The 22,744-nt window shown below is 58.2% G+C and carries 21 protein-coding genes and 1 tRNA gene; 17 read left to right on the forward strand and 5 right to left on the reverse strand.

All coding sequences use genetic code 11. From position 1 onward, the window contains the following. Positions 1-138 precede the first annotated feature (138 nt). The 8 genes from GXN74_RS11775 to GXN74_RS11810 all read left to right on the forward strand — a co-directional run bounded on the left by GXN74_RS11775 (position 139) and on the right by GXN74_RS11810 (position 8,692). Complete coding sequence (locus GXN74_RS11775; protein WP_162371142.1) at positions 139-474, forward strand: branched-chain amino acid transporter permease; 336 nt, start codon at positions 139-141, stop codon at positions 472-474. Positions 475-485: 11 nt separating this feature from the next. Then, a complete protein-coding gene (locus GXN74_RS11780) occupies positions 486-1,208 on the forward strand; it encodes a FadR/GntR family transcriptional regulator (RefSeq protein WP_162371143.1) in 723 nt (240 codons plus the stop codon). Positions 1,209-1,457: 249 nt separating this feature from the next. Then, complete coding sequence (ilvD, locus tag GXN74_RS11785) at positions 1,458-3,173, forward strand: dihydroxy-acid dehydratase (protein WP_343032821.1); 1,716 nt, start codon at positions 1,458-1,460, stop codon at positions 3,171-3,173. A gap of 27 nt (positions 3,174-3,200) precedes the next feature. Continuing rightward, positions 3,201-4,604, forward strand: a complete 1,404-nt coding sequence (locus tag GXN74_RS11790; RefSeq protein ID WP_162371145.1) for a GntP family permease — start codon at positions 3,201-3,203, stop codon at positions 4,602-4,604. A 222-nt stretch (positions 4,605-4,826) separates the two neighbouring features. Next, positions 4,827-5,504 carry an NAD(P)/FAD-dependent oxidoreductase gene (locus GXN74_RS11795; protein WP_162371146.1) on the forward strand — a complete coding sequence of 226 codons (678 nt, stop codon included), beginning with the start codon at positions 4,827-4,829 and terminating at the stop codon, positions 5,502-5,504. Between the two features lie 3 nt (positions 5,505-5,507). Further along, positions 5,508-6,140, forward strand: a complete 633-nt coding sequence (locus tag GXN74_RS11800; protein ID WP_162371147.1) for a hypothetical protein — start codon at positions 5,508-5,510, stop codon at positions 6,138-6,140. A gap of 12 nt (positions 6,141-6,152) precedes the next feature. Further along, the gene (locus GXN74_RS11805) at positions 6,153-6,335 is read left to right on the forward strand and encodes a DUF1858 domain-containing protein (RefSeq protein WP_162371148.1); all 183 of its coding nucleotides are present in this window, start codon (positions 6,153-6,155) and stop codon (positions 6,333-6,335) included. A 164-nt stretch (positions 6,336-6,499) separates the two neighbouring features. Beyond that, complete coding sequence (locus GXN74_RS11810) at positions 6,500-8,692, forward strand: DNA topoisomerase III (protein ID WP_162371149.1); 2,193 nt, start codon at positions 6,500-6,502, stop codon at positions 8,690-8,692. Between the two features lie 96 nt (positions 8,693-8,788). On the opposite strand, the gene nadA is transcribed toward GXN74_RS11810, so the two are convergent. The 4 genes from nadA to GXN74_RS11830 form a co-directional block, all read right to left on the reverse strand. Beyond that, positions 8,789-9,727 (reverse strand): quinolinate synthase NadA, encoded by a 939-nt coding sequence (gene nadA / locus GXN74_RS11815; RefSeq protein ID WP_162371160.1) that lies wholly within the window; start codon positions 9,725-9,727, stop codon positions 8,789-8,791. Between the two features lie 115 nt (positions 9,728-9,842). Further along, a tRNA-Leu gene (locus tag GXN74_RS11820) sits at positions 9,843-9,927 on the reverse strand. Between the two features lie 103 nt (positions 9,928-10,030). After that, positions 10,031-11,290: a diaminopimelate decarboxylase gene (gene lysA, locus GXN74_RS11825; protein WP_162371150.1), complete on the reverse strand. Its 1,260-nt coding sequence runs from the start codon at positions 11,288-11,290 to the stop codon at positions 10,031-10,033. Then, positions 11,287-11,991, reverse strand: a complete 705-nt coding sequence (locus GXN74_RS11830) for a TrmB family transcriptional regulator (RefSeq protein ID WP_162371151.1) — start codon at positions 11,989-11,991, stop codon at positions 11,287-11,289. The genes lysA and GXN74_RS11830 overlap by 4 nt, the downstream gene beginning before the upstream one ends. A gap of 146 nt (positions 11,992-12,137) precedes the next feature. Between GXN74_RS11830 and GXN74_RS11835 the strand changes: the two genes are divergently transcribed. Further along, on the forward strand, positions 12,138-13,466 hold the full coding sequence (locus GXN74_RS11835; protein ID WP_162371152.1) for a replication-associated recombination protein A: 1,329 nt from the start codon (positions 12,138-12,140) through the stop codon (positions 13,464-13,466). Here GXN74_RS11835 and GXN74_RS11840 read toward each other — a convergent pair. Next, the gene (locus tag GXN74_RS11840; protein ID WP_162371153.1) at positions 13,431-13,622 is read right to left on the reverse strand and encodes a hypothetical protein; all 192 of its coding nucleotides are present in this window, start codon (positions 13,620-13,622) and stop codon (positions 13,431-13,433) included. The genes GXN74_RS11835 and GXN74_RS11840 overlap by 36 nt on opposite strands. A gap of 60 nt (positions 13,623-13,682) precedes the next feature. Here GXN74_RS11840 and GXN74_RS11845 point away from each other — a divergent pair, with 60 nt between their 5' ends. From GXN74_RS11845 to GXN74_RS11880, 8 genes are all read left to right on the forward strand, one after another. Next, positions 13,683-14,846: a tetratricopeptide repeat protein gene (locus GXN74_RS11845; RefSeq protein ID WP_162371154.1), complete on the forward strand. Its 1,164-nt coding sequence runs from the start codon at positions 13,683-13,685 to the stop codon at positions 14,844-14,846. Positions 14,847-14,857: 11 nt separating this feature from the next. Further along, positions 14,858-16,135, forward strand: a complete 1,278-nt coding sequence (hflX, locus tag GXN74_RS11850; protein ID WP_162371161.1) for a GTPase HflX — start codon at positions 14,858-14,860, stop codon at positions 16,133-16,135. Continuing rightward, the gene (gene thyA, locus GXN74_RS11855) at positions 16,132-16,962 is read left to right on the forward strand and encodes a thymidylate synthase (RefSeq protein WP_162371155.1); all 831 of its coding nucleotides are present in this window, start codon (positions 16,132-16,134) and stop codon (positions 16,960-16,962) included. Before hflX ends, thyA begins: the two co-directional genes overlap by 4 nt. After that, entirely contained in the window at positions 16,959-17,495 is a 537-nt protein-coding gene (locus GXN74_RS11860; RefSeq protein WP_246208703.1) for a dihydrofolate reductase, read from the forward strand. Before thyA ends, GXN74_RS11860 begins: the two co-directional genes overlap by 4 nt. Positions 17,496-17,572: 77 nt before the next feature. Continuing rightward, positions 17,573-20,650, forward strand: a complete 3,078-nt coding sequence (locus GXN74_RS11865) for a DUF5702 domain-containing protein (protein WP_162371156.1) — start codon at positions 17,573-17,575, stop codon at positions 20,648-20,650. After that, positions 20,647-21,507 carry a TadE family protein gene (locus GXN74_RS11870; protein WP_162371157.1) on the forward strand — a complete coding sequence of 287 codons (861 nt, stop codon included), beginning with the start codon at positions 20,647-20,649 and terminating at the stop codon, positions 21,505-21,507. The genes GXN74_RS11865 and GXN74_RS11870 overlap by 4 nt, the downstream gene beginning before the upstream one ends. Then, the gene (locus tag GXN74_RS11875) at positions 21,507-22,160 is read left to right on the forward strand and encodes a hypothetical protein (protein WP_162371158.1); all 654 of its coding nucleotides are present in this window, start codon (positions 21,507-21,509) and stop codon (positions 22,158-22,160) included. The genes GXN74_RS11870 and GXN74_RS11875 overlap by 1 nt, the downstream gene beginning before the upstream one ends. Continuing rightward, complete coding sequence (locus GXN74_RS11880) at positions 22,157-22,612, forward strand: pilus assembly protein (RefSeq protein WP_162371159.1); 456 nt, start codon at positions 22,157-22,159, stop codon at positions 22,610-22,612. Before GXN74_RS11875 ends, GXN74_RS11880 begins: the two co-directional genes overlap by 4 nt. Positions 22,613-22,744 lie beyond the last annotated feature (132 nt).

The following is a 22,744-nucleotide window of genomic DNA, read 5'->3' on the forward strand; positions in this document are numbered from 1 at the left end:
ATTATACCTATGAGATGGTTGAAATTCAATACGTGGTGTCTGTTGATTCATTCGAATATTAAAGTTGCATTTTCAAGGAACATTCGGGATGATTTCTTAATCTGTCCCGTAACAATATCTTACAAGGGAGGGGAATAGATGGGAAACGGATTCTGGGAAACGCTTTTTCTGGTGGGGGCCATTTCCCTGGGCACCGTGCTGACGAGAGCCCTTCCCTTTTGGGTGTTCCCTCCCCATAAGGGAACGCCCCGGTGGGTGGCGTATCTGGGGGATGTGCTCCCCTACGGGGTGGTCGGCATGCTGGTGGTCTATTGTGTGAAGGATGTCTCGTTGACTGCGGCGCCCCATGGCCTGCCGGAGGGGCTGGGAATCCTCTTTGTCGTGCTGGTCCACCTCTGGAAAAGGAACACCCTCCTCAGCATTGGAGGGGGGACGGTCGTGTACATGCTGCTGGTGCAGCGGATATTCGCATAGGAGAAAAGGGAATGTATCATTTGGAGAAGTTCCACCACAAGCCGTTGGCGGAGAGTGTGGCGGAAAACATCATCAGCTTCATCATAGACAACCGGCTGGAGGCCGGTTCCAAAATACCAAACGAGTTCGAGCTGGCGGAAACCTTGGGAGTGGGCCGGAGCACCATCCGGGAGGCCATCAAAGTCCTGGTCTCCAGGAACATCCTGGAGATCCGCCGAGGTGCCGGCACTTATGTCTCTGAGAAACAGGGGGTTTCCGATGATCCGCTGGGTCTGACGTTCCTCAGGGACAGGCACAACCTTGCCTTGGACCTGGTCAGCGTCCGGCTCATGCTGGAACCGGAAATCGCGGCCCTGGCAGCAAAGAATGCCACAGAGGAGGACATCCGGGAACTGGTGGAACAGTGCGATAAGGTGGAAGCCATGATCCGCAAGGGGGAGGACCACACAGCGGAGGACATCAAGCTCCACAAGAGCATTGCCAAGGCGAGCAAGAACGCAGTGGTGGAGAACCTGATTCCGGTCATCAATTCCTCCGTTGCGGTCTTCGTGAACGTGACCCAAGGGCTTCTGAGCCAGGAAACCATAGAAACCCACCGGGAAGTGGTGGAGGCCATCCGGAAGCGGGATGTGGAGGGAGCAAAATATGCCATGACCATGCACCTGATCTACAACCGGCGGATGATCATGCAGATGATGGAAGAGGGAAAAACGCGTTTCGACAAAAAGGGATGAGGAGCCTGTGCGGGCTCCTCATCCCTTTTTGTCGAATTGCAGGAAATTTGTCCGAGCGCCAGAGGGAAGGCGATGACATCAGACGTATGTATGGGGAAAAATGCCCAATTTATGGGAAATTAAAAATAGCATAAAGTCAGTATTGACAAAATACAGGCTGTGTATTAATATAAAAACATAAAATACATCAGACGTCATATGACGATGAGGAACAAGGGCGTCTGGACCAAAGGAGTTCAAAACATGGAATTGAAAAGCCAAAAGGTGCGTGCCATCGCACCGGAAATGGATCCCCTGCGCATGGGAATGGGATGGAAAGTGGAAGACCTGTCCAAACCGCAGATCATCGTGGAAAGCACCTTCGGAGATAGCCATCCTGGCAGTGCCCATCTGATGGGTCTGGTGGAGAAGGCGGCGGAAGGTATCACCCAAGAGGGCGGCAAGACGTCCCGCTACTTCGCAACGGACATTTGCGACGGCATTGCCCAAGGGCACGACGGGATCAACTATTCCCTTGTCTCCAGGGACACCATCGCCAACCTGATCGAAATCCATGTGAACGCCACCACCTTTGACGGCGGGGTGTTCGTCGCCAGTTGCGACAAGGCGGTGCCGGCCCATCTGATGGCCATCGGGAGGGTGGACATCCCTTCGATCATCGTCACCGGAGGCGTCATGGACGCAGGCCCCAACCTGCTCACCTTGGAGCAGATCGGGATGTACAGCGCCCAATTCCAGCGGGGGGAAATCTCCGAGGAACAGCTGACCTACTACAAGCACAACGCCTGTCCTTCCTGCGGCGCCTGCTCCTTCATGGGAACGGCCTCCACCATGCAGGTCATGGCGGAAGCCCTGGGCCTCATGCTCCCCGGAAGCGCGTTGTTGCCCGCCACCTGCAAGGACCTGGAAAAGGTGGCCTATGAGGCCGGAAGGCAGTCGGTGCGGCTGGCGCTCCAGGGGATCAAGGCATCCGACATCGTGACCATGAAGTCCTTCGAAAACGCCATCATCGTCCATGCGGCCATTTCCGGATCCTCCAATTCCCTTCTCCACATCCCGGCCATCGCCCATGAGTTCGGGTTTGAAATCGATGGGGAAACCTTCGACAGGATCCACCGGAATGCCCATTATCTTCTGGACATCCGACCTTCGGGAAAATGGCCTGCCCAGTACTTCTACTACGCCGGCGGGGTTCCCAGGATCATGGAGGAAATCAAGCACATGCTCCATCTGGATGTGCTGACGGTGACCGGCAAGACCCTGGGGGAGAACCTGGAGGACTTGAAAAAAAGCGGCTATTACGAGCAGTGCGACAAGTACCTGGCGCAAACAGGACTGAAAAGGACGGACATCATCCGGAGTTTTGCCGAGCCCATGGGCACCAATGGAACCATCGCCATCCTTAAGGGGAACCTGGCTCCGGACGGAGCGGTGGTGAAGCACTCGGCGGTGCCCAAGGAGATGCACAAGGCGATGCTCTCGGCTAGGCCCTTCGACAGCGAAGAGGAAGCCATCGCTGCGGTGCTGAAGAAGGAAATCCACCCGGGAGACGCGGTCATCATCCGCTACGAGGGCCCCAAGGGGAGCGGGATGCCGGAGATGTTCTACACTACGGAAGCCATCTCTTCCGACCAGGAACTGGCAAGCAGCATCGCCCTCCTCACGGACGGCCGTTTTTCCGGAGCCTCCAGGGGCCCGGCCATCGGCCATATCTCCCCGGAAGCGGCAGATGGAGGCCCCATCGCCCTGGTGGAAGAGGGAGACCTGATTGAGATCGACATCGAGAAGCGGATCCTGCGGATTGCAGGACTCCACGGCGTGCCCATGGAGGAAGGGGCCATCGGGTTGGCGCTGGAGGAACGCAGGAAGCAGTGGAAGCCGAAGGAGGAGAAATATCCTTCCGGAGTCCTGAACATATTCGCCAAGCATGCAGTGTCGCCCATGAAGGGCGGCTACATGAAATAAACCATATAATAGAAGAAGGAGATCGTTATGCAAACAATCGTATCCGCAAATCTGGGTGGCCTCTTGGCCGCCACGGCTGAGGCCTGGGTGCCCTCCAGTTCCGGAAGGCTGGTCTTCGCCGCCATACTCGGCCTTGTGATCCTGCTGTCCCTCATCATCAAGGCACGGCTACAACCCATCCTTGCCATCCTGGTGAGCGCCATCGCCATCGGCATCGTGGCGGGCATGCCCTACAATGCCATCGTAGGCTCCATCGGCACCGGAATAGGCAACACCTTGAAGGGGATTGCGCTGCTTGTGGGACTCGGTTCCATGTTCGGAGCCATCCTGGAAATATCCGGAGGCGCCCAGATCATCGCCATCACACTGGTTGACAAATTCGGCGAGAACAAGGCGGCCTGGGCGCTGGGAATAACAGGTCTGATCATCGCCATGCCCGTATTCTTCGACGCCGGCCTGATCATCCTGATTCCCCTGGCATTCAGTTTGGCAAAGCGCACGAAGAAGTCCACCCTGGTCTACGCCATTCCCCTGCTGGCGGGACTGGCGGTCGGACACGCCTTCATCCCTCCCACGCCGGGCCCCATCCTGGTGGCGAACCTGCTGGGAGTGGACCTGGGATATGTGATCGGCGTGGGTGTCATCGTGGGATCCGTTGCCATGATCGTGGCCGGTCCCCTGTTCGGAAGATACATCGGAAACAAGATCCATGTTCCCATCCCCAAGAGCGTTGAGGAAATGATGGATTACGACCACAGCAAGTTGCCGGGCTTCGCAACCGTGGTGAGCATCATCCTGATCCCGCTGGTGCTCATCCTCCTGAATACGGTGTCCAGCGCGCTGCCGTCCCTGCAGGCGGTACAGCCCCTGTTCAAGTTCATCGGGGAACCCTTCATCGCTTTGACCATCGCCACCATCGTTGCGATGGTGATCCTTGGACTCAAGCACGGCTATTCCAGGGAAGAGCTGGAAAAGATCATGACCAAATCCCTGGAACCCACCGGAATGATCCTTCTGGTGACCGCCTGTGGTGGCGTGCTCCGGTACATCCTCCAGGATTCCGGATTGGGTGAGATTATCGGGCAGGCTGTTGCGGACAGCCCCTTCCCCCTGGTGATTGTCGCGTTCATCGTAGCCGGACTGGTCCGCATCTCCGTTGGATCGGCTACGGTTGCCATGACCATGGCGGGGGGAATCATCGCCGCCATGCCGGAGACGGCCGCCATGCCTCCCCTGTACCTGGCTTGCGTGACCGCGGCCATCGCAGGTGGCGCCACCATCATGAGCCATTTCAACGATTCCGGCTTCTGGCTGGTCAAATCCCTGCTGCAGATTGATGAGAAGACGACCCTGAGGTCTTGGACCGTCATGGAAACCATCGTGGGATTCACCGGTTTCGGTGTGGCCCTGATTATCTCCTTCTTTGCATAAGAGTTGCCCCCAAAGGTGCCAGGCACTGTGAACGAATGTTCACAGTGCCTGGCACCTTGCCGTTTGCTTGGAGCCGTGGTATCCTGAAATTGTCCAGGCGCAGATAAATGTTGCCATGGATACCGATTATCCGCTGGCTTTGTTGTAAGATAAGGTCATCCGAAAGACAAGCGGCGGAACAACCATCCAAAGCTTCGACCCACAGAGAGGTGCGTGGAACAAATGCCAAATCCAATTCATGCAAATTTGCAGAAGGTCAGGGACGGAAAACGAACCTTCGCCATTACCCCAAGAATACCGGGAGGATTCCTCACGCCGGACACCATGGTGAAAATCGCCGAGGTAGCCAGAAAATACAAGGGAACGCTGAAAATAACATCAGGCCAGAGGGTCATCATCCTGGGGATCAAGGCGGAAGATGTTGCGCCAGCCTGGACAGACCTGGGCATGGATCCCGGAGTGCTCTCCTCCTATTCGGTCAAGAACATAGAGATGTGTCCCGCTTCCTTCTGCAAGAGGATGAAGCAGAATTCCTTGAAGGTGGGGATGCGGTTGGAAAAACGCTATTACGGAAGGCCGGCGCCCAACCGGGTGAAAATCGCTGTGGTCGGTTGTCTGAACGCCTGCAGCAGCGCCCACGGAAAGGACATCGCCGTGCTGGCGGATGCGGAAGGCTACATCGTACGTGTGGGAGGCAGCGCCGGCTACCATCCCCGGTTGCCCGATGAAATCGCTTCGGGTCTGACCGAAGAGGAGGTCCTCCGGATGGTGGACGCGGTCTTCGACTACTACAGCGACACGGCTGAAATGGGAGAGAAGCTGGGCCTGTTCATCGACAGGATCGGATTGGAAACTTTCAAACAAAATGTGAAGGAATATTACGGGAAAGGGAAGGAATAAGATATGAGCCTATTTTTAGCACCCATCCATACATGGCTGTTCAACAAAATCCTGCTGCTGGAGAAAATCGAGAAGGAAATCGCCGGCAGGTTCCAGGACCCCGACATCGCCGCAACCAGGGAAGGGCTGCACAGGACACTGGGCGGTTACATACCGGACCAGCCACTGGAGACCATGATCGACACAGGAAACATCCATGGATGGCTCCAGTCGAAAATCACGCTGGCGGAGACACGGCAGGCCGCATTGGTGAAACAGATCCTGGGCAAGCACAGGGAGGCGGAGAAGGAAATATCCGCCATCTACAAGGAGGCAGGCCGCAAATCCGGGCAGGAGCGGGGAAGCCTGGAAGACGCAACGGAAATCTTCCAGGCCCTAAGCGACTATCTGTTGGAGGGGATGCCCTGCGACCGGGTGAACGCGGTGGTCTTCAAGTCGGAAGAGGAAATCGAGTGGAAGACAGCCAACTGCGTGCATAGGCAAAACTGGGAAGGAAGCGGTGTGGATGTGGCGTTCTACTACGGATTCCGGGCGGCCTTCATCGACGGGTTCGTTGAGGGAGCCAGCCGCAACTTCTCCTACACATACAGCAACGAAGGTGCCCAAGTGCACCGGATCCAAAAAAAAGCCGCATAGGAGGATAAAGGAATGATTACAAAAAACATGTTGATTGGGGACATCCTGGACGTGAAGGCGGATGCCGCAAAGGTGTTGATGATGAATGGAATGGGATGCTTGGGATGTCCTTCCTCCCAGATGGAATCCCTGGAGCAGGCTGCAGAAATCCACGGCCTGGACGTGAACGACCTGTTGGCCCAGCTGAACAAGTAAGCTGCTCCAATGGCAAGAGGAGACAAAACCGCAAAAAGTGGAAAAGGAAACGGGTGCCTGTGGACAAGGGAAGCCCGTTTCCTTTTTCATGTGGATTTGTCAATTTGCCGAAAGGAGTGTATACTTGTAGGCGGAATCAAGAACATGTCCAAAAGGAGACCGGAATGAAACAGATGCGTTGTGTGTTGGCGGAGAAACCTTCCGTTGGAAGGGACCTGGCCAGGGTGCTGGGTTGCCATAAAAAAGGGAACGGATACTATGAAGGAGAAGGCACGATTGTGACTTGGGCCCTGGGGCATCTGGTGACGTTGGCCAGCCCGGAGAAATACGATCCCAAATACGAGAAATGGTCCCTGGAAACCCTGCCCATGATCCCGAAGGAGGTGAAGCTGGAGGTCATCGGCCAGACAGCCAAGCAGTATAAGGTGGTCCGTGACCTGCTCCACCGGAACGACGTGGGGGAAGTGGTCATCGCCACGGATGCTGGCAGGGAAGGGGAGCTTGTGGCCCGGCTTGTCCTGGAGAAGGCGGGTGTGCAAAAGCCCCTCAAGCGTCTCTGGATCTCCTCCGTGACGGACCAGGCCATCCGGCAGGGGTTCGAAAGACTGAAGGAGGGAAGGGAATACGAGAACCTGTACCGTTCGGCCCTGGCCCGTTCCGAGGCGGACTGGCTGGTGGGCCTGAACGCCAGCCGGGCCCTCACCTGCAAATTCAACGCCCAACTTTCCTGCGGGAGGGTGCAGACCCCCACCCTGGCCATGGTGGAGCGGAGGGAAAACGAAATCCGGCATTTCGTGCCAAGGAGCTATTATGGGGTCCAGCTGGAAGCGGAAGGGACCCGGTTCCGCTGGCAGGACCCCTCCAGCAAGGCCTGGAACATGGAAGGGCACAGGCAGGCGGAAAGGGTTCTGGAGGCCTGCGGGAACCGGAATCTGGAAGTGGTCCGGGTGGAGCGGCAGAAGAAGCGCCAATACGCCCCGGCCCTTTACGACCTGACGGAGCTCCAGCGGGACGCCAACCGGATGTACGATTTTTCCGCAAAAGAGACGCTCCAGATCCTCCAGGGCCTTTACGAAGGACACAAGGTGGTGACCTATCCCAGGACGGATTCCAGGCATCTTACCTCGGACATGGTCGGCACACTGAAGGAAAGGCTGAACGCCTGTGCCGTGGGACCCTTCAAGAAGACGGCTTCCCTGCTGGCCAGACAGGGAGTGGCGGAAGACAAGCGCTTCGTTGACGACGCCAGGGTGTCGGACCACCATGCCATCATCCCCACGGAGCAGCCTGTGGACCTGGCCCGTTTTTCCCATAAGGAACGGATGCTGTACGACCTGGTGGTGCGGCGTTTCCTGGCAGTGCTGAGCCCGCCCCACGTGTACGAGCAGATGACCATCACCGCCCGGGTGGGAGGGGAGACCTTTGTGGCTTCGGGAAGCCGCACCCTGGAACCGGGATTCAAGGAAGTCTCCGCTGAAACGGACCTGGCCGGTGAGGACGGGGAGGAAGAGGGAGCAAGCGGCCCGGTCGCCATGGACCCGGTGGAAGGGAAGGTCTATCCTGTTAAGCGGTGCTGGATTATGGAGGGGAAGACGAAGCCCCCGGCCTGGTTCACGGAAGCTAGTCTGCTGACCGCCATGGAGAACCCCAGACGCTATATGGAAACCAGGGACCAGGAACTCCTGAAGGCCATCACGGAGACGGGAGGATTGGGGACGGTGGCCACCCGGGCGGACATCATCGACAAGCTTTTCGGCAGCTTCCTCCTGGAAAAGAAGGGGAAGGAGATCCACATCACCTCCAAGGGAAGGCAGCTGCTGGGACTTGTCCCCGAAGGCCTGAAATCTCCGGAAATGACCGCCATCTGGGAGAGGAAGCTGGACGCCATCGCAAAAGGGAAGCTGGACATGGGGGATTTCCTGCGGGAAATGGAAGACTATACCAGGTCCGTGGTACGGGAGATCAAGAACAAGGAGGAAACTTTCCGCCACGACAACGTCACAGGCACCCGGTGCCCGGCCTGCGGCAAGTTCATGCTGGAGGTGAGCGGCAAGAACGGCAGGATGCTGGTCTGCCAGGACAGGGAATGCGGCCACCGGGAGAACCTGGCCCGGACCACCAACGCCCGTTGTCCCCAGTGCAGGAAGAAGCTGGACCTGGTGGGGGAAGGGGACGGCAAGATTTTTGTCTGCAAATGCGGTTTCCGGGAGAAATTGTCCGCATTCAACAAGCGGAAGGGGGACGCCCCAGGGAAGGTATCCAAGAAAGAGGTGTCCAGCTATCTGCAGCAATCGAAAAAGGAGGCCGAAGCCCCCTTCAACAATCCTTTTGCGGATGCGTTCAAGAATCTAAAATGAACCTGCAATTTTATCATATGACAGCATGAAGAAGCCAGGCTGCCGCAAACCAACCAACGGGTGGTGATGCGGCAGCCTGGCTTCTTAGGATTCCGGTCAGTTTCCCAATTCCAGCATGCGTTCCAGGCTTCCCAAAGCCCGCACGCGGATGTCTTCGTCCACCTCGATCTCGTACTGGCCTTTGGCCAGGGCGTTGTAGACGCTGTAGAGCCGGGTGTGCTTCATGTTGGGGCACACGAACCGGGGCGTCAGGAGATAGAACTTCTTGTCCGGGTTCCTTTTCTTGAGTTCGTAGAGGACGCCCATTTCCGTACCGATGATGAAGGTCCGGGAATCCGACTTCGTGCAATGGTCGATGATCTGGGCGGTGCTTCCCACGAAGTCCGCCCGATCCAGGATTTCTCCCCGGCATTCGGGGTGGACGGCCAGCTCCGCATCCGGGTGGAGAGCCATCACCTCGTCCACCTCCTCCACGGTGATCTTGTTGTGGGTGTAGCAGAATCCCTCATAGGGGATGACGGTCTTTTCGGGGACCTGGGAGGCCACGTAACTTCCCAGGTTCTTGTCCGGAATGAAGAGGACCTCCTTCTGCTCCAGAGCCCGTACGATCTGTACGGCGTTGGAGGAAGTGCAGCAGACGTCGCATTCCGCCTTGGTTTCCGCGGAAGAGTTCACGTAGCAGACCACAGCGGCCTCCGGATGCTCCCTGCGCAAGCGCTTCACATCATCGGCGGTCACCATGTCCGCCATGGGACAGCCGGAGCGGGCTTCCGCAAGATAGACGGTCTTCTCCGGGGAGAGGATTTTGGCGCTTTCCGCCATGAAGTGGACGCCGCAGAAGACGATCACATCCGCATCGTTGTTGGCGCAGTATTTGCTCAAGGCAAAGGAATCCCCGACGACGTCGGCGATCTCCTGCACCTCGTCCTGCTGGTAATAGTGGGCGACGATGACAGCGTTTTTTTCCTTCTTCAATCGGTTGATTTCAGCGGTCAAGGTTTCCTTATCCGCCGTTTTGGGGTCGAATCCTACCATAGTGTTCTGCACGTGCAATCCCTCCTAAAAATAATGCTTCCCAAGCACTGTCTTGTCACCTGTCCTTGTGAAAAAGGCCCCCGGAAACCCGGAAGCCCTTCATTAATAACCGTACTGCAGTTGGCGGGACTCGAACCCGCACCCAGTTAACCCAGACTAGATCCTTAGTCTAGCGCGTATGCCAATTCCGCCACAACTGCCTGGTGCTGTATCACACTCAGATATATTATCATGCGGGAAATGGTTTGTCAACAGGAATTCGAACAAATTTAAAGGCCCCTGCAGGGGGCCTTGGATTTGGGGTTAGAAATTGAAATTCCTTACGATGTCTTCCAGGGTGTCCCTTCTGCGGATCAGGCGGGCGTTCCCCTCCAGGTCGATCAGGACTTCCGCGGGACGGAGCCTGTTGTTGTAGTTGGAGGCCATGCAGTAGCCGTAGGCGCCGGAATCCAGGATGCCCAGCACATCCCCCTGGAAGATTTCGGGGAGAACCCGGTCCTTGGCGATGATGTCGCCGCTTTCGCAGATGTTGCCTACGACGGTGACAGGCTCCTCCTTGGTGGAGGGTTGGCTGCCGGCCCTATAGACCTCGATGTCATGATGGCTGTCGTACATGACGGGACGCTTCAGGACGTTGAATCCCAAATCCGTGCCGATGTATTTCGTGTCGTAATTCTGCTTCACCGCATAGACGCTTCCCAGCAGGGTGCCGCACTCGGCCACGATGTAGCGGCCGGGCTCGATCTTGAAGGTGATTTCCCTGCCGTATTCCTGGACGAATTGCTTGATGACCGCGGACAGGCGCTCGCCCAGGTCCTTCAGGTCCAGCCGGGGCTGGCCGGATAGTTTCTTGTAGGGGATGCCGAAGCCGCCGCCCATGTCGATGAATTCAAGGGTGTCGAAGTTCTTGGCGATTTCCAGGACGGACTGCACGCCTTCCACATACTTGTCCCCTTCCATGAAAAGGGAGCCGATGTGCTGGTTGATGCCCACCAGGGTCAGTTCGTATTTGGCCAGGATTGCCTTCACGTCGTCGATCCGCTCGGGAGCAACGCCAAATTTGGTCTTCTTGCCGCCGGTGACCACCTTTTCGTGGTGTCCGGCCCCTACGCCGGGATTGAAGCGGATGCAGACCTTTCCGCCGGGATTGATCTGGCCGAAGGTCTCCAGTTGGGGAATGGAGTCCACGCTGATCAGGATGTTCCGCTCGATGGCATAGCGCATCTCTTCGGCGGACACGTTGTTGGTGATGAACAGGATCTGGGACGGCTCGAACCCGGCCATTTCCTCCACGTGGATCTCACCGGGGGACATGGCGTCTGCGTTCAACCCCTCTTCCCGGGCGATCTTCAGGATGGAAAGGTTTCCGTTCGCCTTCACGGAATAGTTGACAGAGAAACGGGGGTAGTCCACCAGGTTCTTCATTTCCTGGCAGCGCTCCCGCAGGATCCTTTCGTTGTAGACATACAGGGGGCTGCCGAATTCCTCCACCAGTGCGGCAGGAGTGGTGTTTCCGTAAAAATTGGTAGCTTCCGTTACCTTGTTGTGTTCTTTCAGCGTCATATTTCTTCCTTTCTGGCCACAGTGCGTGCGCCACGTTTCATTTCAATGATGGATATCTCATGGATGAAGGTCTCCCGGATGATGTTCACCAGGGTGCTGTTCTTGGAATAGAGGATTTGCCCAACGGAGCCCGCCAAAACTTCCTTCGTGTCCGCAATCAGTTTGATGGAATCGCATCTTTCCAAAGGGTAGTAGATGTGTGGCTGGTAATTGAAGGCCACGGGGGACAGGATGACCACCTTCAGTCCCCTGTCGATGCTGCCCTTCAACACGTCCCGAAGCTCCATCAGGATGCTTCCTGGACAGGAAAGGTAAATCCGCTCTTGGGAGGCGTCGATGATGTTCTTCAGCTTGTTGAGGATATGGGGTTCTCCAGACAAGTTGATGTAGGGTTCCTGGGAAGGGGCCACGTAGGTCAGCTGCTCGCCGATTACATTGATGTTGTGCTCGAACTCCCTGCGGGCGTTGGCGATCAGCTCGTCCTTGGGCACCGCAACATACTTGGACGCGGTACCCTCGATCACATGGGCGTAGCCCTTGTCCACAAGGCTGGACAGGGAGGCGTATGCGTTCGAACGGGAGATGCCGGAAAGTTTGGCGGCCTCGTAGCCGGTGATTTCCCCGCTTTGGCAGAGATGGACATACAGGATGGCCTCCTGCTGGGTGAATCCAATTTTTTTCAAGGCATTGATCAAATCCATGGCAGTATACTCCTAGTGTTGTTTCATGGTACCACTATACGGGAAATGGAAGGAAAAGTCAAGGGGGCGGTAAGGGATGGAAGGGAAGAAGCAGGTGGATTTTCCATGGAGTTCCATGTTATAATACGGAAGAAATGAGGTATGCTATGGATATATTTGAACAGATCAGGGAAAAGACCATGGAGAAGGATGCCCCCCTGGCGGCCCGGATGCGGCCGGAAACCATCGAGGACGTGGTGGGCCAGGAGCAGATCGTGGGCAAAGGGAAGCTGCTCTACCGGGCCATCAAGGCGGACCAGCTGGGGTCCATCATTTTTTACGGACCACCGGGCACAGGCAAGACGACGCTGGCCCGGGTCATCGCGAATACGACCAAATCAGACTTCCTTCAATTAAATGCCACCGTCGCAGGAAAGAAGGAAATACAGGAGGTGATCCGCCAGGCCAAGGACAGCAAGGGCATGTACGGCAGGAAGACCATCCTTTTTGTGGATGAGATCCACAGGTTCAACAAGGCACAGCAGGATACCCTGCTGCCCTATGTGGAGGACGGCACCTTGACACTGGTGGGAGCCACTACGGAGAACCCCTACTTTGAGGTGAACAAGGCGCTGGTGTCCAGGTCCAGGATCTTCCAACTGCGGCACCTGGAGAAGGAGGACATCCGTAAGCTGATGGAGAGGGCCCTGGCAAGTCCCAAGGGATTGGAGTCCTACAGGATGGAGGTTGCGCCGGAAGCGCTGGATTTCCTGGCGGATGTGGCCGGAGGGGACGCACGGGCCGCGCTCAACGCCATCGAGCTGGCGGCCATGACCACGGATCCGGATGAAAGCGGGATACGGAGGGTGGACCTTGCCGTCGCCCAGGAATGCATACAGAAAAGGGCGCTGCAATACGACAAGGACGGGGACAACCACTACGACGTGATTTCCGCCTTCATCAAGAGCATGCGGGGCTCGGACAAGGATGCGGCCGTCTATTACCTGGCCAGGATGCTGTATGCAGGCGAGGACCCCAAATTCATCGCCCGCAGGATTGTCATCTGCGCGGCGGAGGATGTGGGGAACGCCGACCCCAGGGCGCTGCAGTTGGCCGTGGCCGCCGCCCAGGCGGTTGACTTCATCGGCATGCCCGAAGGGAGGATCATCCTTTCCCAGGCTGTTGCCTACGTTGCCTGCGCTCCCAAGAGCAACGCAGCTTATCTGGCGGTGGACCAGGCCCTTGCGGATGTGCGGGATGTCCAGGTGATGGGGGTTCCCCCCCATCTGAAGGACGCCCACTACAAGGGTGCGAAGGACTTGGGCAACGGCATCGGCTACAAGTACGCCCACGACTACCCCAGGCATCATGTCCGGCAGCAGTACCTGCCCGACGAGCTTGCCGGAAGGGAATACTACCGGTTGACGGACCAAGGGTACGAGCGGAAGCTCAAGGAATGGCTACGCACCCTTGTGCCATCGGATGAGAAAGAATAGGATCACCGAAAAAAAGGTGTTGAAGGCGAACATGCCGACGGCCGCTTCGAAATTGCCTGTGAGGGCGATGCCGATGCCTGCCAGGTAGAGCGCCAGGACCAGCGAAAGAAGCAGCAGGGGAAGCACCCGGATTTGTTTTTTTTGTGTTGGAGCCATGTCTGGAACCTCCTAGGGTTTTTAGACATTATAACACACCAGGAAGCAAAAGGAGAACGGATGAAGCGAAGGTTGTTGCAGTGTGTTGCGTTGCTGGCAGCCCTGTGGGTGCTGGCCGGCTGTTCCGACGGCAGGAGGCAGCGGTATGCCCAGGGGATGGAATTGTACAGGGAAGGGAACCTGCAGGAGGCCAGGGAGGTGTTCGAGGCCGGACTTGCGGAGGAAGGGGACTACGGGCCATATCATCTGGGGAGGGCCCTGGTGGCCTTTGAAGAGGGGGACACGGACCAGGCGCTTGCGGACCTGGACACGGCAATCGCCCTTGATCCGGACGATGGCCTGGCTTACAGCAAAAGGGGATACATCCATCTGGGCCTGGGATATCGGAATGCCGCATCGGAGGACCTGCAAAACGCCTTGGAAAGGGTCCGGACCATCAGGGACAGGGAGGAGCGTTACCAGCTCTACTTGAATCTGGGGACGCTCCGAAGGGAGATGCGGGATCCCGAAGCCGCCTTGAAGTGGTATAAAGAAGCTTTGGCGCTGGAAAAGAGGGATCCAGGCCTTTACAACGCCCTGGGCATGGTCCATATGGACCTGGGAGATGGGGACGCGGCCATGGAAATGTATGGAAACGCCATCGACCTGGACCCCGGAAACGCCTACGCGTTCGGGAACCGGGCGGTGGCATTTGAGAGCAGGGGGCAGTTGGAGCTGGCCCTCAGTGACGCGGCCACAGGCATCCGCTTGGATCCGGGCATCCCCCAACTGTATCTGGTCAAGGCCAGGGTCGAGCGGGAGCTGCAGGATCCGGCGGCTGCAGAGCAGACGCTGTTGCGGGCGGTTGAACGCTGGAGCGGCTACGGAGATGCCCATCTGCTCTTGGGAGAAATCCTTTTCGAGCAGGAAGACCACCTCCAGGCCATCGTCCATTTTTCCCATGCGAAGGATGCCGGAAACCAGGAAGGGCATTTCTGGATGGGGGAGGCCTATCGGGCCCTGGGACAGCCCCAGGACGCCATCGGGGCGTACCGGACCTACCTGGATACGGAGGAGGGGGTGGCGAACCTGGAGCAGGGAATCCTGGGTCTGGGGATCGCCTATAAGGAAAACGGGAACGGGGACCTGGCGCTGGAGACGGTTGAGCAGCTTTTAGCCAGGAACCCCCAGCATCCCCAGGCTACGGAATTGCGGTCGGCATGGATGGAATCGAAGGAAGAATAGGAGCGCTAATGATGAACGAAACAATGAAAAGCAAGGAGCGGGTAATCCTCCTGGCGGTGGGACTCCAGAACAAGGACATGGAGACCCTGCAGTCTTTGGATGAGCTGGCGGAATTGACGGACACGGCAGGGGCGGTGGCCGTGCATCGGATGATCCAGAACAGGGACGGATTCCATCCGGCCACCTATGTGGGGAAGGGGAAGATCGAAGAGATCAAGGAGGCCCTGGCCATCCATGAGGCCACCACGGTAATCTGCGACGACGAGCTTTCCCCCACCCAGCTCAGGAATCTGGAGCAACAGGTGGATGCGAAGGTCATCGACCGTACAGCCCTGATCCTGGACATCTTCGCCCAGCATGCCCACACCAGCGAAGGGATCCTGCAGGTGGAACTGGCCCAGCTCAAGTACAGGAGCTCCAGGCTCATCGGGCTGCGGGCCAGCCTTTCCAGATTGGGAGGCGGCATCGGCACCAGAGGCCCTGGAGAGAAGAAGCTGGAGATGGACAGGCGGTTGCTCCGTACAAGGATGGAGCAGCTGAAATCGGAATTGGAGGAGGTGCACAGGCACAGGAGCCTGCTGCGGGAAGGAAGGAAGCGGCAAGGAAAGCCCCTGGTGGCCATCGTCGGCTATACGAATGCGGGGAAATCCACCCTGCTAAATGCGCTGACGGACGCCGGGGTCCGGGAAGAGGACCAGCTGTTCGCCACATTGGACCCCACAACCAGGAATCTGGTCCTTCCGGAAGGCAAGGAAATCCTTCTGACGGACACCGTGGGGTTCATCCGCAAGCTGCCGCACCACTTGGTGGATGCCTTTCGGTCCACCCTGGAAGAGGCCGTTTTTGCGGATCTGCTGATCCACGTTGTGGATGCCGGAAACCCCCAGCTTAAGAGGCACATGGAAGTGGTGTACAGCACCCTGCGGGAATTGGGAGCGGTGGACAAACCGGTACTGACCCTGTTCAACAAATGCGACCGGCCGGATGCGGCCAGGGGGTTGTTCGACGCGGATGCCTTCAAGAGCCTTTACGTCTCCGCAAAAACAGGCGAAGGGCTGCCCCAGGCCTTGCGGGCCATGGAGGAACGGCTGCGCTTGGACAAGATCCTGGTGAAGACGGTCATCGGATACCAGGACGGGAGCCTTTTGAACAACATCCGCACCTTCGGTCAGATCCTGGTGGAGGAATACAGGAACGAAGGCGTGTATGTGGAGGCGTACCTGGACGACCATCTGGTGTCCAAGTATGGTTTGGAGCAAGGAGAAAGTGAAAGGGAGGATGGAGAATGAGCCAGGCGGATGCCATATTCAAAGCCATGTGCAAGGAAATCCTGGAGCATGGCGCCAGTTCCGAGGGGGAGGACGTCAGACCACGTTGGGAGGACGGAAGTCCGGCCCACACATGGAAGCGGTTCGGAGTGGTGAACCGGTACGACCTTTCCAGGGAATTCCCCATCCTGACCCTCAGGGGCACCAATTTCAAGGCGGCCATCGATGAAATCCTATGGATCTGGCAGAAGAAGTCCAACAACATCCATGACCTCAACAGCAGGATTTGGGACAGTTGGGCGGACAAGGACGGCACCATCGGCAAGGCCTATGGCTACCAGTTGGGGGTGAAACACCAGTACAAGGAGGGGATGTTCGACCAGGTGGACCGCGTCCTGTACGACCTGAAGCACAACCCCTACAGCAGGAGGATTCTCACAAACATCTACAACCACCAGGACCTGCACGCCATGCACCTCTATCCCTGCGCCTACAGCATGACCTTCAATGTGACCGGCCGGAAGCTGAACGGCCTTTTGAACCAGCGGTCCAACGACGTGCTGGTTGCAAACAATTGGAATGTGGTCCAGTACGCGGTGCTTCTGCACATGTTCGCCCAGGTTTCGGGTCTGGAGGCGGGGGAACTTGTCCACGTGATTGCAGACGCCCATATCTACGACAGGCATGTGCCCCTGGTGGAGGAGCTCCTGGGAAGGGAGGCCTACCCCGCCCCCCGGTTCGTGATGAATCCGGAGGTGAAGGATTTCTACAGCTTCACGGTGGAGGACTTTTCCCTGGAGGACTACAAGAAGGGACCCCAGCTCAAGGGCATCCCGGTGGCGGTATGAAGGAAGGAAAAGGGGGATTGCGCTGCATCGTGGCTGTGGACAGGAATTGGGGGATCGGCAGGGAGAACCGGCTCCTCTGCCATATCCCCGAAGACCTGCGCTTCTTCAAGAAGACCACCCTGGGCCGGTGGCTGGTCATGGGGCGGAAAACCCTGGAATCCCTGCCGGGGGGAAGACCGCTGCCCGGAAGGACCACGGTCGTCCTGACCCGAAGGCCCGATTACGCATGCCCGGGAGCGCTGACGGTCCATTCGGTGGAAGAGCTCCTGAAGGTCCTGCCGGAGGATAGGGAGGAGGTCTTCGTGGCGGGAGGGGAAGAGGTCTACCGGGCCCTGCTTCCCCTGTGCGAAACGGCGTATGTCACCAAGATCGAGGGAAACTTCCAGGCGGACGCTTTTTTTCCGGACTTGGACGGGGATCCGGAATGGAGATGCCTCCGGGAAGAGACGGTCTTGTCTGAAAAGGGCTTCAAATTGCGCTTCCTGGTCTACGGACGCATTGACAGGGAGCTTCCGGAGGCATACAATCAATAGATAAAGAAAAATGAAGGCCGTAGCGGGAAAGCTGCGGCCCCCAGGGGTATGGACAATCCAAATCGAGGAGAAACCCTATGGGAAATCGGAATTGCCAAGGCGGAATAACCGTCTTCTTCAGCATCTTGCTGCTCAGCCTCATGGTCTTCGCCACATCCATCGTGGACCACGCAAGAATCCAAAGCATACACAACATAGGCAGGCGGGCTGCGGAAACAGCCTCCCATGCCATGCTCACCTACTATGATCCCGTGCTTTTCAAGCAGTACGGGCTTTTTGGCGTACCCATGGACCAGGAACTGGAGGAGGCGTTCGTTCGGAGCGTCCAGACGATGGCCGATCCCAGGGGCGGGGGCGCGGATGGGTTCCTGGCTTCCTCCTACAGCCTGGAGAGCCTGCAACTGCAGGGGTCCCTGGTGCAAAACACTTTTCCGGCAATGGAGGACATCCTGCGGTACATGACCCCGCGCCTGCCGGTCTTGCTCCTTGCGCCCTATCTGGAGCAGCTGGCCGTCATCGGCAGGACGAACAAGACCATGGTGCTGGTGGAAGAAAAGCAGGAGCTGGAGGTCCAGGCGGGAAGGCTGGAGGAGAAGTACAGGGAACTTGCAGGGCTTGTGGAGGGCATCCGGATCGGCCCCAGCAAGGAACAGGTCATGGGAAGCCTGGGCAGGACCTATCTGAAGCGCCTGGCGGGAGGGAACACGGCCGGCAGGAACCTCTACAGTCCCCAGGAGATTCCCGACCAGGACATCCGGGCCCTGCTGGAGCAAAACCTGTTCCGGATGGACGTGGAAAAGGCGGGATTGGAAAAGGTGCTGGACCGCCTGGAAACGGGGCTCTTGGAAATGCAGAAGGGGTTGGAAGGCATCGCTTCCCTGGAGTCCAGGCTCCAGGGCTTGGAAGATGGGGAAGAGGTTGCGGCCCTGGAATCACGGATCCGCACAAGGACCAAGGCATTGGAAGGGGAATGGAAGGTGTTGCGAAAGACCCTCCTGGAGGAAGGGGAGCGGATTGCCGCCGGACTGGAGGAACTGGTGGACGACCGGGAAGGAACGGGATATCTGGCCGTCCACCGGCGGATCCTCCAGCTTCTTGGGGAGATGGAGGTCATGGCCGGGGATCTGGGGAAGGCGGCGGATGTTCTGGAAGGGAAGGTGGAGTCCCAGGGGCAAGACCTGATGGAAGACGTGGCGGGGACACTCCTGAAGGAGACGGAGGAACTGCGCAGGCAGTATGGCCTGGGAGGAACCTCCCTCAGCCGGGTGGACAACCTGCTGCTGATGAAGGAAACGGCCATAGGCAACAAGTCCGTGCTGGAGCGGCTTCGCAAGCCAGTGGCAGGGGTGGTGGACCAATGGGACAGGCTGGCCGCAACCCTGCCGAAGACGGTTCCAGGCACCAGGGAAAGGGAGGGGCTGGAGGAAATCCGCAGGAGGGTTTCCAACCTGCGGGGGACATTGGAAATGGACCTGGCGGAAGGGGTCCGGCTGATGGAAGGGTATGGCAGGGACCTGTGGTTCGACCATGGGGGTATGGAATTCGGGAGCGCGGAAGGAAACAGGACAGCGGAATCCTTTCGGGACCAGGGGGAAAGGCTGGACCCCATGGAAGCCGGAGGAGGCGCCATGGAACCGCGCGGGGAGGAAGGGGAGGAGACGGCGCCCCCCAAAACGGTCCTTCCCTCCAAGGTCCGTGCGGAAGTTTCCAGAACCTTCGGGAACCCCCTGTTGCGCATCCGTGAATTCTCCCTGGAAGGGGGGATGGAACGAGTGCTGCTGGCAAAATATGCCACGGGCATGTTCAGGAGCAAGCTGCAGGATGCGGGCGTGGAGGACCCGGGCGACCCCAACCCGCTGGTGTCCGGCCGGACCATCCCGGGATATGACAAGAACCTGCACAAAAGGATGTACGAGGTGGAATACGTGATCGCCGGCACCGAAGGGGACAAGACCGGCCTGGTGGTGGTCTTGGGGGCGATCCATGCCTTCAGGACCACCTGCAACCTGATCCATCTGGTTACCGACCCCCAGAAGAGGCTCATGGTCCAGACCTTGGCCACCGCCTTGGCCGGCTGGTGGTCCCTGGGTGTGGGAACCGTCCTCCTGGGGGCGGCCATCACCCTTTTCTGGGCCATGGCGGAAGCCATGGTGGACCTGCGGATCCTGACAAAGGGAGGGAGGGTGCCGCTGGTCAAGACCGCATCCACCTGGTACACGGGCATCGACGGCAACTGGACAGCCCTGGTGGAAGGCGGCGGGGAAGGGCTTGAAAAGGCACTGCTCCTGGGAAAGAAGGCGTTGGGGGGGCAGATGGAGAAGCTGGAGGGTAAGATGACCGAGGAAGGGATCCGCATCTTCAGGGAAAAAACGGAGGACATCTACGGGCAGGGGGTGGCCGCCATGGATGTGGCGGTGGAGGAAGCCTGGAGGGGGCTGGAAAATGCCGTGGATGCCAGGCTGGAGGCCTGGATGGAGGGGAAGACGGAAGCGTTCCGTTTGGAAGAGCATCTTTCCCCCCGAAGCCCCTTTTATCCCCTTGGGGAAGCCATGACAAGGGAATTGGAGGTGCGGCTTCGGAACCTGGGGGGAACGGGGATCCGGGAGGTCGTGGACGTAAAGGAGGCCCTCTATGCGGCCTTCAAGGAAGCGCTGGACCGGCAGAAGGAGGAGCTGGTCAAGGCGGGGGAAAAGAAGTTGGAGGCGCTGATGGCGGAGGGGTTCCAGCGGCTGGAGCAACAGGGAGGAAAGGTACTGGACCAGGCGGTGGAGAAATGGGGGAAGCAGATGCAGGAAGCCTTGGGCAAGACCTTGAAAGCGGGGGGGGTGGTATCTGGAGGTGCGCCAACCTCCAACACCCTCCTTTCCAGGCTTGTGCCGTCCATGTCCTATGAGGACTACCTGGTGGTCATGCTTCTTGACCCCAACATCGGAAATGAACTGTTCCTGCTTCGGATCCTGGACCTGGTCCAAGGGAACCTGCAGCATTTCTACCAGGAGGAAAAACTGTCTCTGGACCGGTATGGCAGAACCGCCAAATCCAGTGGTGTACTCCGGTTCCAACCGCTGCTTTTGAGCAGGCCTTTTGGTGAAGGAGGTGGGGGCGCCACCTATGGCAAGGGGGCGCTGACGGTGGAAACGGAGGTGTCGTATTGATGGGTTCCATGGGGGATGGCCGGCAGCCGCGAATCCGGGGTTCCCTGACGCTGGAGGCGGCCCTGGTGCTTCCGCTCCTGGTGTTCACCCTTGCCAGCATCCTGTATCTGGCCAAGGTGGTCCATATCATGGACTACACCCAGCACATTCTGAACATGGGCGCCATGGAAGGGAACAACCATGCGGTCGTCCTGCGCGCTGCCGGTGCACAGCTCCTTGCGCAGATGGAACAGACGGATCCGGAAATCCAAGGGTCCTCTCCGGATCCCTCCCTTCGGGAAATGCTCCCGGACGAGTTGCTTTTTGCCCCTTACTTCCACAAGGAAGCGGACGGAAGGGCGCTGGAGGAATGGGGGGTGGCAGGCAGCATCAGCTTTGCGGGGACGGAGATTCTGGGGGAAGACGGATGGAGCACGGTCCGTTTGTCCTATGCGATTCCCCTGCCGGTGGAGATTTTCGGCAGGGATTCCATCGCAGTGCGGCAAGCCGTGCGCATCCGCGGATTCATCGGCAACCGCCCGACCAAAGACCTGTTGGAAAAGGAGGCGCCGAAAACGGTGGTGCATGTGACCGGAACAGGCGTCCGGTACCATACGGACAGCCGCTGCAGGCATATCCATGTGGAGTTCTACGGGGTGTCCTCGGATACGGTGGCGGGCAACAAAAGACCCTGTAAAATCTGTGGGGGTGTGGGGCCGGAGGAAGGCCCGAAAACCGTCTACACCACAGCAAAAAGCGAAATCTACCATGCGGACGGAAAATGTACCGCATTGGTCAAGTCTGTGCGGGAAACCACGTTGGAAAAGGCGCTTGAAGACGGATACACATTATGCAAGACATGCGAGGGGGAAGACTGATGGATGGCAGGGGACTATGGATCGGCCTGGGTGTCATGGAAACCGTTTTGGCCCTGGGGAGTTGGAGGGCAGATGGAATCGGGTGGGGAACGGCCAAGGGGAAGAAAAGGGCCGTGGTTGTGCTGGTGGTCCTATGGGCCACCAACGGACTGGCGGTGGCAGGTATCTGGGGGCGGGGCCCCTTGACCGATGCCGAGGGGCATCTCTGGGGGATGCCCTTGGGACTCTTGACCATGGCGTTCCTGCTTGCGGTGCTGGCGCTGCAGGACTGGGAGAGCCAAAGGATTGCGGTGCTCCCGATGCTGCACGCATGCATGGTGCTGTCGGGGATTTCCCTGTGGCGGCACTTTGCGGACGGAAACCTGCTCTTCCATCCCCTGGAAGGAATCCTCTGCCTGGGGGCAGGAGGGGCTGCGGTCAAGGCGAGCGGCGGAAGCATAGGCTGGGGGGACGCCCTGGTCCTGGGGTTGCTGTGTTTTGCTTTGGGATGCCAAGGCATGCTGGTGGTATTTTTTCTGGGTCTATTGGGCGTGGGGATTCCAGGCATGCTCCTGCTTTCCCTGGGACGCATCGGGAGAGAAAGCAGAATCCCCCTGGTACCCGTCCTGCAGATCGCCTTGTGCGGCGCCTTGGCGCTGGGGGGACTGGCATGAGGAGGGCGGAAGGATACATCACCCTGGAGGCGGCCGTGGTGATGCCCCTCTGCATGCTGGCCACGGCCATCCTGCTGTACACGGGAATCTACCTGCATGACTATGCGGGAATGGCTTCCACGGTGCGGACATCGGCTGAAGCATATTCCCAAAATCCCCAGGAACGGGAAGCGGACCCCAAGGAATTGGAGCGGGGGGTGGGCGCCGCCATGTTTTTGAAGGAAGGGGAAACCCGGGCAGTGGTCGAGGAAGCCCGGGGACTGGACTTCTGGAACCGGGGAAGGACATTCCGGGTGACAAGGGAATACGACCTCCCTTTCAACAGATGGGTGATGGGAATGAGGCAAAAGCCAGGTCTCCTGCAGGTGGAAAACCCTGTCGGAAACCACAACATGCTGCGCTTTGCGGAGCAAATGGAGTTGGCTGCAGAAATGTTGAAAAAAATGGAATGAATGGTATGTCAAGCGTTTTTGAAAATGTCCCGAAAAACTTATAACATAGGCACCAGCTATTGCTGGTGCTTTTTTGGTCTTGGGCGTGATGCAAGGGAGCGGCATTTATTCCACGGACCTGTTTACAGCGAG

The sequence above is a fragment of the Anaerotalea alkaliphila genome, assembly GCF_010179735.1.
GTDB lineage: Bacteria > Bacillota > Clostridia > Lachnospirales > Vallitaleaceae > Anaerotalea > Anaerotalea alkaliphila.